The sequence below is a fragment of the Nonomuraea sp. IBHARD001 genome (assembly GCF_056106265.1).
On record NZ_JBWBBW010000002.1, the window covers coordinates 3,181,020 to 3,194,736 of the forward strand.

The 13,717-nt window shown below is 73.4% G+C and carries 13 protein-coding genes; 6 read left to right on the plus strand and 7 right to left on the minus strand.

The window, feature by feature from the left end; all coding sequences use genetic code 11:
• Positions 1-21: 21 nt before the first annotated feature.
• A complete protein-coding gene (locus ACTWNK_RS16705; protein WP_474304893.1) occupies positions 22-480 on the plus strand; it encodes a PPOX class F420-dependent oxidoreductase in 459 nt (152 codons plus the stop codon).
• 13 nt (positions 481-493) lie between these two features.
• On the opposite strand, the gene ACTWNK_RS16710 is transcribed toward ACTWNK_RS16705, so the two are convergent.
• Both ACTWNK_RS16710 and ACTWNK_RS16715 read right to left on the minus strand, forming a co-directional pair.
• The gene (locus tag ACTWNK_RS16710) at positions 494-1,693 is read right to left on the minus strand and encodes a hypothetical protein (protein WP_474304894.1); all 1,200 of its coding nucleotides are present in this window, start codon (positions 1,691-1,693) and stop codon (positions 494-496) included.
• Entirely contained in the window at positions 1,690-2,217 is a 528-nt protein-coding gene (locus ACTWNK_RS16715; protein ID WP_474304895.1) for an ArsR/SmtB family transcription factor, read from the minus strand. The genes ACTWNK_RS16710 and ACTWNK_RS16715 overlap by 4 nt, the downstream gene beginning before the upstream one ends.
• Before the next feature lie 104 nt (positions 2,218-2,321).
• Between ACTWNK_RS16715 and ACTWNK_RS16720 the strand changes: the two genes are divergently transcribed.
• Together ACTWNK_RS16720 and ACTWNK_RS16725 are read left to right on the plus strand one after the other, a co-directional pair.
• The gene (locus ACTWNK_RS16720; protein WP_474304896.1) at positions 2,322-3,269 is read left to right on the plus strand and encodes a DUF2218 domain-containing protein; all 948 of its coding nucleotides are present in this window, start codon (positions 2,322-2,324) and stop codon (positions 3,267-3,269) included.
• Between the two features lie 68 nt (positions 3,270-3,337).
• The gene (locus ACTWNK_RS16725) at positions 3,338-4,174 is read left to right on the plus strand and encodes an NAD(P)H-binding protein (protein ID WP_474304897.1); all 837 of its coding nucleotides are present in this window, start codon (positions 3,338-3,340) and stop codon (positions 4,172-4,174) included.
• A gap of 23 nt (positions 4,175-4,197) precedes the next feature.
• On the opposite strand, the gene ACTWNK_RS16730 is transcribed toward ACTWNK_RS16725, so the two are convergent.
• Positions 4,198-5,394: a Bcr/CflA family efflux MFS transporter gene (locus ACTWNK_RS16730; RefSeq protein ID WP_474304898.1), complete on the minus strand. Its 1,197-nt coding sequence runs from the start codon at positions 5,392-5,394 to the stop codon at positions 4,198-4,200.
• Between the two features lie 49 nt (positions 5,395-5,443).
• On the opposite strand from ACTWNK_RS16730, the gene ACTWNK_RS16735 reads away from it, so the two are divergent.
• Positions 5,444-5,950, plus strand: a complete 507-nt coding sequence (locus ACTWNK_RS16735) for a MarR family winged helix-turn-helix transcriptional regulator (protein WP_474304900.1) — start codon at positions 5,444-5,446, stop codon at positions 5,948-5,950.
• A 16-nt stretch (positions 5,951-5,966) separates the two neighbouring features.
• Here ACTWNK_RS16735 and ACTWNK_RS16740 read toward each other — a convergent pair whose 3' ends face one another.
• From ACTWNK_RS16740 to ACTWNK_RS16750, 3 genes are read right to left on the minus strand one after another with little or no spacing between them, the layout of a single operon-like run.
• The gene (locus tag ACTWNK_RS16740) at positions 5,967-6,209 is read right to left on the minus strand and encodes a ferredoxin (RefSeq protein WP_474304901.1); all 243 of its coding nucleotides are present in this window, start codon (positions 6,207-6,209) and stop codon (positions 5,967-5,969) included.
• The gene (locus ACTWNK_RS16745; RefSeq protein ID WP_474304902.1) at positions 6,206-7,360 is read right to left on the minus strand and encodes a cytochrome P450; all 1,155 of its coding nucleotides are present in this window, start codon (positions 7,358-7,360) and stop codon (positions 6,206-6,208) included. Before ACTWNK_RS16745 ends, ACTWNK_RS16740 begins: the two co-directional genes overlap by 4 nt.
• Before the next feature lie 59 nt (positions 7,361-7,419).
• Positions 7,420-10,401, minus strand: coding sequence for an ATP-binding protein (locus ACTWNK_RS16750; protein WP_474304903.1), 2,982 nt, complete (start codon positions 10,399-10,401; stop codon positions 7,420-7,422).
• Positions 10,402-10,530: 129 nt separating this feature from the next.
• On the opposite strand from ACTWNK_RS16750, the gene ACTWNK_RS16755 reads away from it, so the two are divergent.
• The gene (locus tag ACTWNK_RS16755; RefSeq protein ID WP_474304904.1) at positions 10,531-11,736 is read left to right on the plus strand and encodes a cytochrome P450; all 1,206 of its coding nucleotides are present in this window, start codon (positions 10,531-10,533) and stop codon (positions 11,734-11,736) included.
• Between the two features lie 46 nt (positions 11,737-11,782).
• Entirely contained in the window at positions 11,783-12,475 is a 693-nt protein-coding gene (locus tag ACTWNK_RS16760) for a DNA alkylation repair protein (RefSeq protein WP_474304905.1), read from the plus strand.
• Here ACTWNK_RS16760 and ACTWNK_RS16765 read toward each other — a convergent pair.
• Positions 12,401-13,714: a methyltransferase domain-containing protein gene (locus tag ACTWNK_RS16765; RefSeq protein WP_474304906.1), complete on the minus strand. Its 1,314-nt coding sequence runs from the start codon at positions 13,712-13,714 to the stop codon at positions 12,401-12,403. The genes ACTWNK_RS16760 and ACTWNK_RS16765 overlap by 75 nt on opposite strands.
• Positions 13,715-13,717 lie beyond the last annotated feature (3 nt).

The following is a 13,717-nucleotide window of genomic DNA, read 5'->3' on the forward strand; positions in this document are numbered from 1 at the left end:
AGCGCAGACAGGACCAAGCCCATGACCGGCCCCGCCCCTCGTACCCTCAACGACGACGAACTCGCGCGCCTGCTCGCCGCCCAGCAGTTCGGCGTTCTCGCCACGGTCACCAGCGGCGGACGTCCGCATCTGTCCACGGTCGTGTACGGCTGGGACCCCGCCGCGAGGATCATCCGCCTCTCCACCACCCAGGATCGCCTCAAGGCACGCCACATACGCGCCAACCCCCGCGTGTCGCTGCATGTCAACGGCCCGGACGTCTGGTCGTTCGCCGTGGCCGAAGGCGACGCCGAGGTGTCCGAGGCGAGCGCCGAGCCGGGCGACGCGATCGGCCGCGAACTGCTGGCCCTCACGCCCGGCTTCGCCGACCCGGCCGAGGAAGCCGCCTTCCTGCGCGAGCAGGTGGGCGAACGCCGTGTGGTGATCAGACTGCACGTCACCCGTCTGTACGGCACGGCACTCGACATCGCCGGAACGTGACGGGCGGCCCGCCTCACCCCGCCAGACGCCACAGGGCGGAGTACTGCGTGCCGCGCGGGTCACGGATGATCCCCGTCGCGTAGACCGCCGCGCCGACGACGGCGAGGTCCATGATCTCGTACGGCAGGTCGCCGTCGGTCGGCAGCGTCTGCCTGCTCCACCGTCCGCCCGACAGGCGCCACACCTCGCCCCGGCCGTCGAAGACGTGCTCGGTGTGCAGCACGGTCCACAGGCCGCCCGAGCCGTCGGGCTCGGCCTCGGAGAACCCCGCGTTCCGCCGTACGGCCGGTCCCCAGGTGCAGCTCCAGTGCCCGTTCGCATGGTGGAGCGCCACCGGCCTGGCGTGCTGCACGGGCTCGTCGCCGCCGGGCGCCCTCTCCTCCCAGCTGTACTCGGCCGTGACCCAGAACTCCTCCTCGTCCACGGCCACGACGCCACCGGGTGCGAGCGACCACTCGCCGGGGTCCACCGGGTCGGCGTCGCGGGGGAGCGGCATGGCGGGCAGGTCGACGCGTTGCCAGGCGGCGCCGTTCCATCTGGCCAGGTCGGCGACGATCTCCCTGCCCTCACGGGCGAAGTAGCCGCCGAGCAGCCAGGGCGCGTCGTCGCTGCCGCCGATCCTGCCGGTGCCCTCGATGGGGACGCGGGCGTACTGCCAGGCGGCGCCGTTCCAGTGTGCGGAGGTGTCGGCGGTGACGGCCCACCGGCCCCGGGCGGCCTGCACGGAGTCGCCGGGGTCGGCGAGGGGGGAGGTGCGCTCCTGCCAGGTGGCGCCGTCCCAGAACCAGGTGCTCTGGCCGAAGACCCACAGCTGCCCGGGGCCGGTGACGGCATAGGGCCACTGCGCGCTCTGGCCGGGCATGACGGGCAGTTCGGTACGGCCGCGGCCGTCCCAGCGCATGAAGGCGATCTTCGCATCGGCGGTCGGCAGGTTGTGCATGGCCCACAGGACGCCGTCGGCCGCGGTCGCGGCGGCCAGTCCGCCGCCCGGCGCCTTCCAGACCAGCTCCCAGCCGGAGGAGGCCGAGGTGGGGGAGAGGCCGGAGTCGCGCCGGGGCGGGCTCGGACAGGTGTCGGCGGTGGTGAGCGGCGCGACGGCGCCCGCGGTGGCGGCCGCAGGGGTGGGCGCGGGGGCGGGCGCGGTCGCGGTGCCGCACGAGCTCGTGAGCAGGAGGGCGACGGCTCCCAGGATCGCACCCGGTGAACGCCTCATCCCGTGCGCTCCTCTGGAGGCAGCCGAGGGATGTCGGCACGGTAGAGGCTGAGCACCAGCCCGTAGGCCTCGGTGCCGGGTGCGGGCTTCAGGGAGGAGGCGTGGTCGAACGATTCGAGCCGTGCGCCCAGCGCGCGGGCCTGGTCGGGGGTGAGCCAGAGGTGGTGCAGCACGGTGTGGCCGGGGTCGCCCGGCCGTACGGGGGACATCTCGGCCAGGGCCGCGTCGAGGAGGAAGCGGGCCGCGGTCTCCTCCTCCAGGCGGAAGCCTCTGCTGATCAGCTCGAAGCGCTGTTCGGTGCCGCCGCGTACCCGCCGGGTGCTCGCCAGGCGGACGAGCCCGGCGTCGCGCAGGACGCGTACGTGGTAGCCGACCGTTCCCTTGGTGGATTCGAGGGCCGTGGTCAGCTCGCCCAGGGTGGCGGGGCGCTGGCGCAGCAGGTTCACCATGCGGTGGCGCAGGGGGTGCCCGAGCGCCTTGTACTGCGCCGATGAGCGCAGAGCGAGGAGCTGCTCGTCTGTCATCACGTAAGTGTCCAGGAATCTCGACGCTTTTGACAACCCGCCCGTGCGATGGGCAGACTGCCCGGCATCGAAAGCGTCGAACAATCTAGACACTTGGATTTCGCATGCCCCTGTCCACGGCCCACGTCGCCACCGATCGCCCCGAACGCTATGCCGAACAGCTGGTCGCCCACCTGGGCCACAAGGCCGACGCGCGGCACACCGGTTCCGGCAGGGCGACGATCACCTTCGGCTCCGGCGTCTGCTCGCTGCTGTCGGACCGGCGGGAACTCGTGCTGATCGCCGCCGCCGACGACCTCGACGCGCTGAGCGGCGTGCGCGACGTCGTCACCCGGCACCTGGTGCGTTTCGCCACCCAGGAGGAGCTCCGCGTCGACTGGAGCGACCCGGTATCCGGCGAGGAGTTCGAGATCGTCGCCCCCGCCGTCGACGACTACCTGCGGGCGCACTGCACCCCGGCGGGCGACCTGCTGACCGAACTGACCGAGACGACCCGCGAGGCGACGGGACGCGCGGCCGGAATGCAGATCACGGCGGACGAGGGGGCGCTGCTGGAGATGCTGGTACGGCTGTCCGGCGCGCGCCGTGCCATCGAGATCGGCGTGTTCACCGGGTACTCGTCGCTGTGCATCGCCCGTGCTCTCCCCGCGGACGGCTCCCTGCTCGCCTGTGACGTGAGCAGCGAATGGACCGCCATCGCCAGGCCGTACTGGCGGCGTGCGGGTGTCGAGGAGCGCATCGACCTGAGGATCGGCCCGGCGCTCGACACGCTCAGGGCGCTGCCCGAAGAGCCGGGCTTCGACTTCGCCTTCGTCGATGCCGACAAGGCCGGATATCCCGGTTACTGCGAGGAGATCGTGCCCAGGCTCGTGCCCGGCGGTCTGCTCGTGCTCGACAACGTGCTGCTGGGCGGCAGTGTGCTCGACCCGGGCGTCCAGGGCGACGACCAGCGGGCGATGCGGCGCGTGAACGAGGCTCTCGTCCGCGACGAACGGCTGGAGGTGGTCATGCTGCCCGTACGCGACGGCGTCACGCTGGCCAGGAAGCGCTGACCGAGTCCTGTTGTGGAACGAAGCATTCTGTTCTGATAGACTGAACACCCCTTGAAGATGGAGTTCGCATGTATCTCGTCACTGGTGCCACCGCCCACTTCGGCCGTCAGGCCGTCGAGGCGCTGCACGCCGCGGGGCTTCCCGTCCGTGCGCTGACCCGTAATCCCGAGCAGGCCGGTCTGCCGGAGGGTGTCGAGCTGGTCCGGGCCGACCTGACCAAGCCGGAGACCCTGCCCGACGCCCTGCGGGGTGTGCGCGCGATCCTGCTGGTCCTGCAGTACGGCATGGACCCGGCGCCGCTCCTTGAGGCCGCCGGGCAGGCCGGTGTGGAGCGGATCGTCTTCCTTTCGTCGGGCGCGGTCGTGGACGGGGCCGACGTGCAGCCCGATGTGATCGCCGGGTATCACGCCGGTGTGGAGCAGGCCGTACGTGAGTCGGGCCTGGAATGGACGGTGTTGAGGCTGATGTTCCCCGCGATCAACTCGCTGACGTTCGCGATGCAGCTGGCAGGAGGCGACGTGATCCGGGCGCCGTACATCGACGCGGCCTTCAGTGTGATCCACGAGCGGGATGTCGCGGACGTGGCGGTCGTGACGCTGACCGGCGAGGGGCACACCGGGCAGACCTACTACCTGACCGGGCCCGAGTCGCTCACGCAGGCCGACCAGGTCCGTGTTCTCGGCCAGGCGCTCGGCCGTCCGCTCACCACCGAGGACCTCGAACCCGAGCCGGTGCTGCGGCAGATGGGCGCGTTCATGGACCCGACCTTCCTCGGCGCGCTGTTCGGCCTGATGGCCGCGGCGGCGAACAGGCCCGCCGAGGTCAACGACACCGTGGAGCGCATCACCGGCCACCCGCCGCGCACCTACGCGCAGTGGGCCGCCGACCACGCCGCCGACTTCTGACCGCCGACTTCTGACCGGCGACGTCAGGCCGTCGCGGGCGGCCCGGCCTTCGAGCGTGTGAGCAGCAGGGCGAAGAGGGCCAGCACCATGGCGGTGGGCATGACCACCGCCATGGCGCCCAGCGTGGTGCCGCTCAGCGGGGCGGCCAGCGCGCCGAACACGTACCCGGCGGCGCCCGACAACGCGGAGGCGGCTCCGGCGCGCTCGCGGCCGATGGTCTGCGTGATGGTCGTGACGGCGGGGAACACCCCGCCCACCCCGAACAGCGTCACGGCCAGACACGCCCACGTGCCGGCCAGACTGGGCGCGAGCAGCGCCTGGAGCGCGAGTGCGAGCGCCCCGGCCGTGCCGATGGCGAGATACCCCGTCAGCAGGACCGGCAACGCCACCCGCCTGGCCGCCAGCCCGAACCCGGCACTGGCCACCAGCATGGCCACGGCATTGACCGCGAACACCATTCCGTACTGCACGGCGCCCAGTCCGAAGCCGTCCTGGAACACATAGCTGGACGCGCCGATGTAGACGAACATCGCCCCCGCCGTCAGGCCCAGCACCAGGACGTACCCGGTGAAGGCCCGCTGCCTCAGCAGGGCCGCCATGGACCCGAAGGCATGGCCCACCCCGCCGGGCGAGCGCCGCTCCACCGGCAGCGACTCGGGTACGGCCAGCCGTACGGCCGCCAGCATCACCACGCCGAGCACGGCCAGCGCCCAGAACACCGCACGCCAGCCGGAGGCGGCCACGATCACGCCGCCGAGCAACGGCCCGGCGATCGGCGCCACGCCCAGGATCATGGCCAGCACGGAGAAGGAGACCGAAAGCCTGGGCCCGGCGAAACGGTCGGTCAGCACGGCACGCGCGAGCACCGGCCCGGCCGCCCCGGCGCAGCCCTGCAGGAACCTGCCGCCCACCAGCAGCGGCGCGGTGGGCATCAGCGCGCACACGACCGACATCAGCGCGAACGCGGCCGTGCCCAGCAGGAGCAGCCTGCGCCGTCCCAGCCCGTCGCTCAGCGGGCCGATCACCAGCTGCCCGGCGACCAGTCCGATCAGGAAGGCGCTCATCGACAGCTGCACGGCCGACTCCCCGGCCCCGAGCTCGCGGCCGAGTTCGGGGAAGCCGGGCACGTACATGTCGATGGCCAGCGGCGCCACGGCGGTGAGCAGGCCGAGTGCGGCGAACAGCACGGCGGGGGGCCGGAGCGTCGTAGTCTCCTTCATGGCGGTAAAGGTAACCCAGTAGTCAACCGGTTAACAATGAGGAGGCGGTATGACCCGCAGCACTGAACGCGTCCGCGAGCTGTGGGCCGCCGCACGTCCCGACCTCGACACCTCGCCCATGGAGGTGATCGGCCCGCTCAAACGCGTCGTCACCCTGCTGGCCGAGGGCATGGACCCGCTCTACGTCGACGCCCCGCTGACCGGGGCCGAGCTCGACGTGTGCGTACGGCTGCGGCACGACCCGCATCCCACGATCGCCCGCCATCTGGCCGACCAGGTGCGCCACTCCCGTGCCGCGATCAGCAAGACGCTGATCAGGCTGGAGCGGCGCGGCCTGATCACCAGAGATCCCAGCCCCTCCGACCGCCGCGCCGCGCTGATCCGCCTGACGCCGGTGGGCGAGGCGGCCGTCGACGCGATCTTCCCCCGGCAGTTGGCCAGGGAGGCCGAACTCCTGGAGGAGCTGGGCGCGGACCGCGAACGCGTCATCGAGGCCCTCAACCTCCTGGCCGGCGTCCTGGGGCGCCGCGTGCGCGCGGAAGGTTACTCGGAGTAGCCGTCGGCGGGGCCGGTCAGGTGCGGGGTGGTGGGGACTCGTGCGGGCGGAGGACCTCGCGGGCGTCGTGGTCCACCTGGTCCGTGAAGCGGATCGCGCCGGTCGGGCAGCCGGTGACGGCTCGGCGTACGGCGCCGGGGGTGGCGTGGCCAGGCAGGAGGAGGACGCGGCCGTCGTCCTCGTCCTGGGTGAACAGCTCGGGAGCCCACAGGGCGCACTGGCCGGACCCCGCGCACCGGTCGCGGTCGGCGGTGATCACCAGGTCACCTCGAGGCGGTGCACGCCGTACACGGTCATGGTGTCGCGCATCGGCACCTCGTCGGCGGGTACGGCCAGGCGCAGGCCGGGCAGGCGGCGCAGGAGGGCGGGCAGGGCGACCTCGACCTCCAGACGGGCCAGGTTCTGGCCGATGCACTGGTGCGGGCCGAAGCCGAACGCCACGTGATGGGTACGCGGCCTGGTGACGTCCAGGACGTCGGGGTCGCGGCACAGGGCGGGGTCGCGGTTGGCGGCGGCGAGCGACACGGTGACGAACTCGCCCTCGGCGATGGTGTGGCCGCCCAGCTCCAGATCGGTGACGGCGCGGCGGTACAGCATCGTGTCCACGACCGAGAGATGACGCAGCAGCTCGTCGACGGCGGTGCGGGCGGCGGCGGGGTCGTCGCGTACCAGGGCGAGCTGGTCGGGCCGCCGCAGCAGGATCAGGGTGGCCAGGCCCAGCAGGTTGGCGGTGGTCTCGTGCCCGGCCACCAGCAGCAGCACCGCGATCCCGACCAGCTCGTCGTCGCTCAGCCGCTCCTCGCCGCGCACCAGCTCGTCGAGCAGGCCGAGTCCGGGCTTGGCGCGCTTGGCCGCGATCAGCCCCAGGAGGTGGACCGACAGCTCGGCCAGCGCCAGGTCGGTCTCCTGCGGCGTGCCCTCACGGCTCAGCAGCCGGGCGCTCGCGGCCTGGAACAGCGCCCTGTCGTCGTACGGCACGCCGAGCAGCTCGCAGATGACGAGCGAGGGAACGGGCAGGGCGAAGTGCTCGATCAGATCGGCGGGACGGTCCTGGCGTTCGAGCAGGTCGAGCTGCGCCGCGACGACACGCTCGACGCCGGGCCGCAGCCGGTTGGCGCGCTGCAGGGTGAACCGCCCGGCCAGCAGACGGCGGTAGCGGGTGTGCTGCGGCGGGTCCATCGAGATGAACACGCCGGGCGGCGCGTCGGCCCGGCGCAGCGGCACGCCGAGTGCGCCGCCGTCGACCTCGGAGCTGAAACGGGTGTCGCCGAGCACGGCACGGGTGAGTTCGTGCGTGGTGGCGTACCAGACGTCGTCGCCGCCGCTCAGCCGTACCTTGCCGATGGGCTCGTCCATGGCGCCGTCCGGCGGGCTGAACGGGCAGGTGCGTGTGGTGGGGAGCTCTCTCATGCCAACCAGCGTGCGGGCCGGGGCTGACGCGGCCCGCACGCGGCGCTGACGAGCGCGCCTCACGCCCGCATGAGGGCGGTGATCGCGGCCCGGTCGAGCCCTTCGCCCCGGCGGTGCGCACGGCGGAAGGCCTCGGCGCCGAGCGCGTGCCTGACGCGTTCGCCCAGCTCGCCGCCGGTGGACCCGGGCAGGCCGCGCAACGCCTGCGCGGCCCCGAGCAGCAGGGCGGCGCGTTCGGCCGCCCCGCCGCGCAGGGCCACGTCTGCCATGCCCTCGACCGCTCCGGCCGCCGCGGGCACGTCCAGGGCGGCGAGCAGGACGGCGTAGGCCTCACGCAGCAGCCCGGTGTCGCCGCTGATCCGGCCGAGCCCGACGAACGCGCGGGCGCGCACCTCCTCCTCGCCCGCCCACGGCAGCCGCACGCACCCGGCCAGCGCCTCGCCGTACAGGGCCAGGGCGCGGGCGTCGTCGCCGCCGAGCCGGTGCACCTCGGCCAGGGCGTAGGTGGCCTGGGCGACGGTCTCGGCCGCGCCGCGCGCACCGGCCGAGTCGATCGCGAGCTCCAGGTCGGCGCGTGCGCCCTCCAGGTCGCCCGATCGGGCGCGGGCGGCGCCTCGGTGGGCGAGGGCCAGGGCCGTGTCCTCGCTGGCGCCGAACGCGGCGGTGAGCGCCATGGACTCCTCCGTCAGCGCCAGCGCGCCCGCGTGGTCGCCGCGCCAGGTCGCGATCTCGGCGAGCTGCAGCAGCACCTGCGCCGCCCCCCACCGATCGCCCGCCAGCCGGAACGCGGTGAGCGCGTCCCCCAGATCGGCCTCGGCGCGTGCCGCCTGACCGCCGGAGCCGACCCTGATCATCGCCAGCAGCAGCCCGGCGAACGCACGCGGCCACGGCTGGCGCGCGGCCGTGGCCCGTTCGAGCGCGGGCACGATCGCGGCATAGTCGCCCACGGCCACCGCAGGGTACGGCCGGACCATGGCGATCAGCGGATGGCAGGAGTCGGGCAGCCGTTCGGCGACCGCCTCGGCGCGCTCCAGCAGGCGGCGCAGCTCGGGCTTCGGACTGAGCGCGGTGGCCAGCTGCAACGCGGCCAGGACGAACGCCTCACCGCACTCCTCGGCGCCCGGCAGTTCGACCGCACGCGCGCTGAGCCTGACCGCCTCCTGGCTCATCCCGCGCAGCCACCAGTACAGCCACAGCGAGGCCGTCACCCGCATCGCGATCGGCGTCTGCCCCGCCGAGATCGCCCAGCGCAGCGCCGCCGTGAGGTTGTCGTGCTCGGCCGCCAGCCTGGCCAGCTCCCCGACCTGCCGATGCCCCCGCAGGTACGGCTCGGCCGAGGCGGCGAGCTCGGCGAAGTAGGCGGCGTGCGCGAGCCGTACCCCGTGCTCGTCCGGGCCGAGGCGCTCGGCGCAGAAGGCGCGCACGGTCTCCAGCATGCGAAAACGCCCGTCGCCCGCCTGCACCAGCGACTTGTCGACCAGCGCGGCCAGCAGCGCGGGGGAGGCGCCGCACACCCGCTCGGCCGCCTCCAGCGTGCAGCCGGAGGGGAAGACCGACAGGCGGGCGGCCAGCCGCTGCTCCTGCTCCGACAGCAGGGCCCAGCTCCAGGCGACGACGTCGTGCAGGGTGCGATGGCGGGGCTGGGCGTTCCTGTTGCCGGTGGCCAGCAGGTCGTAGCGGTCGGCCGCGGCCGCGTCGAGCCGGTCGGCGAGGTCGTCGGGCGACAGGGCGCGCAGCCGGGCGGCGGCCAGTTCGATCGCCAGGGGCAGCCCGTCGAGTGCGCGGCAGATGCGGACGGCCGCATGGGTGAGCACGAAGCCGGGGTCGGCGGCGCGTGCCCGGTCGGCCAGCAGGGCGAGCGCCGGGCCGGACAGCGCCTCGGCAGGCGACGCGCCGTCCGGCGGCAGGGCCAGTGGGCGCACCGGCACGACGACCTCGCCGTCCACCCCGAGCGGCTCCCGGCTGGTGGCCAGGATCCGCAGGCCCGGCGCGGTGGCCAGCAGCCGGTCGGTCAGCTCGGCGGCCTCAAGGACGAGGTGCTCGCAGTTGTCCAGGACGAGCAGCACGTCCTGGCCCGCCAGCGCCGTCGCGGGCTCGCCCGGACGCTCGGGGCCGAGTGCGGCGCGCAGGGCCTCGGCCACGTGCGCGGCGGGAGCCAGCTCGACGAAGCAGACCCGCTCGAACGCGGCGACGGTCTCGGCGGCCAGCCTGGTCTTGCCCGCGCCGCCGGGGCCGGTCAGGGTGACCAGGCGGTGCGCGGCCAGCGTCGCGCGCAGCGCCTCGACATCGGCCTCGCGCCCGACGAAGCTGCTGACCTGCGGTCGAGGGCGTGGCAGCGGGCGCCTGGCACGCGGGCCGTGCTCGCCGCGCAACACCGCCACGTGCAGGGCCTTCAGCCCGGCCGACGGCCCCGCGCCCAGCTCCTCGGCCAGCGTCCGCCGGTAGCGTTCGTAGGCCTCCAGCGCCTCGACCTGCCGTCCGGCCGCGGACAGGGCGCGGATCAGCAGGGCGCGCGGACGCTCGCGCAGCGGATCGGCGGCCACCAGCCGCTCCACGTCCTCGATCAGGGTCGCCGGGTCCACGCGCAGGGCGAGCTGGGCGTCGACCCGGTGCTCCACCGCCTCCTCGCGCAGCCGGGTCAGGCGCTCGCGGTGGCCGTCCAGACCGGGTACGTCGGCCAGCGGCTCCCCCCGCCACAGGCTCAGCGCCTCGCCGAGCAGCCGCACGGCGTCGGCGGTGTGCCCGGCACGCCTTCCCTCGGCGGCCAGGCGGGCGAAGCGGTGGGCGTCCACCTCCTCGGGGTCGACCCGGACGAGATAGCCGCCCTCGACCAGCCGTACGGGCAGCAGCCTGCGCAGCCGGGAGACCTGCGACTGCAGGGCATTGGCGCCGCCCGCGCCGCCGTAGACGATCTCGCGCAGGCGTTCGGCGGGCACCGGGCGGCCCGACTCCAGCAGCAGGACGGCGAGCAGGGCGCGCAGGCCGGTGCCCCTGACGGGCTCGCCTGCCACCTCCGTGCAGCCAAGGACGCGAAAGCGCATACCCCGATTCTCGCGCCGCACGGGCGTGTCAGCGCTCGTGTCAGCCCGATGGCGGTCGTGTGTCAGGCCCGGCGGCGACAGTGGAGCACAGCACACGGCAGACGACGGACAGATGGGGAGTGGATGGACATGGGTACGGACGTTCATACCGTTGAGCGGTTGCCGGACGAGCGGCAGGCGGGGTGTCCCTTCGATCCACCGGCCGAGCTGGTCCGGGCGCGCGAGCACGGGCCGATCAGCAGACTGCCCTTCGCGGGCGGGCACACCGGCTGGCTGGTGACCGGGTACGACCTGGTCAGGGCGGTGCTGGCCGATCCGCGTTTCAGCGCACGGCGTGAGCTCATGCGGCATCCGTCGATCGACACGACCGGGATGGAGATCCCGCCCGCGCCGCCCGGCGAGTTCCTGCTCATGGACGAGCCCCGGCACAGCCGCTACCGCAAGCCGCTGGTCGGCCGGTTCACCGTACGGCGGATGCGGCAGCTCACCGAGCGGATCGAACAGATCGTCGCCGAACACCTGGACGCCATGGAGCAGGCCGGACCGCCGATCGACCTGGTGAACGCCTTCGCCAAGCCGATCCCGGCCATCGTGATCTGCGAACTGCTCGGCGTGCCGTACGAGGACAGGGGGCGTTTCCAGGCGCAGATCGAGACGTTCCTCGGCGGGGCGACGAGCGACGAGGAGCTGATCGAGGCCTACACCGCCACGCAGCTCTACCTCGCCGACCTCGTGGTGGCCAAGCGGGCCAACCCGACCGACGACGTGCTCAGCGAGCTGACCGCGACCGATCTGGACGACGAGGAGCTCAAGGGGGTGGCGCTGATCCTGCTGGCCGCCGGGTTCGACACCACGGCGAACACCCTGGCGCTCGGCACCTACGCCCTGCTGCGCGACCCCGCGCAGGCCGCCGCGCTGCGCGCCGAACCCGGCCTGGCCGACCGGGCGGTCGAGGAGCTGCTGAGGTACCTGAGCGTGGCCAAGACGTTCATGCGGACGGCGCTGGAGGACGTCGAGCTCGGCGGGCAGCTCGTCGAGGCGGGCACGACGGTCGTGCTGTCCTACAACACCGCCAACCGCGACCCCGAGCGCTACACCGATCCGCACGCGCTCGACATCCGGCGTGCGGAGGGCGGGCACCTGGCGTTCGGGCACGGCATCCACCAGTGCCTCGGCCAGCAGCTGGCCCGCGTGGAGATGCGCATCGCGCTTCCCGCCCTGCTCACCCGCTTCCCCTCGCTGCGGCTCGCGGTGCCCGAGCAGGAGCTGCGGCTGCGGCCCGAGAGCGCGGACATCCACGGTGTGATGAGCCTGCCGGTCACCTGGGAGGGGTGAGCGGGCGTAGGGTGAGGCTCCCGCATCGGACGGAGCTGGAGGCGTGATGGCCGGGACGACGGTGGCCGCCGGGACGACGGTGGCCGAGATCATGGCGGAGCTCGCCGGGCTCGAGGACGCCCGCGCGCGCGAGGTGAACGAGAGGCACGGTGACGATCACGGTGTGAACCTCGGCAAGCTCCGCGCGGTCGCCAAACGGCTGAAGACACAGCAGGACCTCGCCCGCGATCTCTGGGCGACCGGGGACACCGCGGCGAGGCTGCTGGCGTTGCTGATCTGCAGGCCGAAGGCGTTCGAGCGGGCCGAGCTCGACACCATGCTGCGCGAGGCGCGCACGCCCAAGGTGCAGGACTGGCTGGTCAACTACGTGGTGAAGAAGAGCCCGCACGCCGAGGAGCTGCGCCTGACCTGGTTCGCCGACCCCGATCCCGTGGTCGCGAGCGCCGGGTGGGCGCTGACGACCGAACGCGTGGCCAAGCGGCCGGACGGCCTCGACCTGCCCGGCCTGCTCGACGTCGTCGAGGCGGAGATGAAGCAGGCGCCCGAACGGCTGCAGTGGGCGATGAACCACTGCCTGGCCCAGATCGGGATCGAGCACGCCGACCTCAGGGCCCGCGCGATCGACGTGGGCGAACGCCTCGAAGTGCTCAAGGACTACCCCACCTCACCCGGCTGCACCTCCCCCTTCGCCCCCGTCTGGATCGACGAGATGGTCCGCAGACAGCACACCGCCCGCTGAACGTGTCCGGGTAGCCGACGACCTCGGCCGGTGCGAGCGCGGCTGTCGACGCGAGGAGTCCAGCCGGTGGCCGGGCTCGTCCAGCCACAGGTGCTGCCCGGCCGGGCCGACGGTCATGCCGAGACGATCGACTCCGGGACGCCCTGCGGCGATCCAGCCACGGTAGGCGGTGGCAAGATCGTGCCACAGGTCGGCCGGGCCGCCGCCACGCACCTGTCCTCCACCTCGGCCGTCGGCGACCGCCAGCGCCCAGCTGTCGCGACTCCACAGCCGGACCGTCAGCACCCGGTCGTCGTGCAGGTCCTCCCAGCCGTGGTGCACAACGACGAGGTGTGGCACTGCGGCGTGCAGGAACAGCGGCAGATCGGCGCCGTCGTGGTCGGCGATGACCGCGGCCGGGTCCAGGTCGCAGGTCGCGTCGCGGGCAGGGCCGTACTCCTCGTCGGTGAGCCAGGGCAGCGCCGGGCGCTGGGCGCGCAACATCATGTAGCAGGCCGTCCCGTGGAATCGGCCGACCGCGGTGCCGTCGCCCGCGACGTCGAGCCGCAACCGCGTGCCCCACACAGCCCGGCGAGGCAGGTACGGAGCGACGACGACCCCGCCAGGGCAGGTCTGCTCGACCCAGGCGTAGGGGACGGAGTGCACGGCGCAGGTGACGTGGATCCGGTCGTAGGGCGCGTGCGGCCGGTACCCGAGCGCGCCGTCGCTTACGACAAGAAGGGGACGGCGGCCTGCGGTGCGGAGGTTGGGCACGGCACGCGCGGCGACGGCCGGGTCGACCTCCACGGTGACCACCTGTTCGTCGCCGACCCGGGCGGCCAGCAAGGCGGCCGTCCACCCGGTGCCGGTTCCCACGTCCAGGACCCGCTGCCCATGACGCACGTCGAGCAGGGTCAGGAACCGCACGACCACGTCGGCTCCCGACAGCGAGGAGGAAGGTGGCGCGGTGACGTCGGAGAGGTCCGCGTCGCCGTCGGCGCGCTGGGTCACGATCGCCGCACTGAGGTCGTAGGCGGCCGCCCACCACGGACCGGGGTCGGCGTCGCGGTCGACGACGGTGTCGACCTCCCCGCCGTTGCGCGAACCGCGCCGCGGGACGAACAGGTCGCGCGGCACGGAGCGCAGCGCCTCCAGCCAGGCCTCGCCCTCCTCCCCTGCCGGGTCGAGAATCCCGGCCGCGATCAGCTCCTCGCACAGTACGGCGAGCAGACGGTCACGGGGCTCGGCTGTCGATTCCACGAG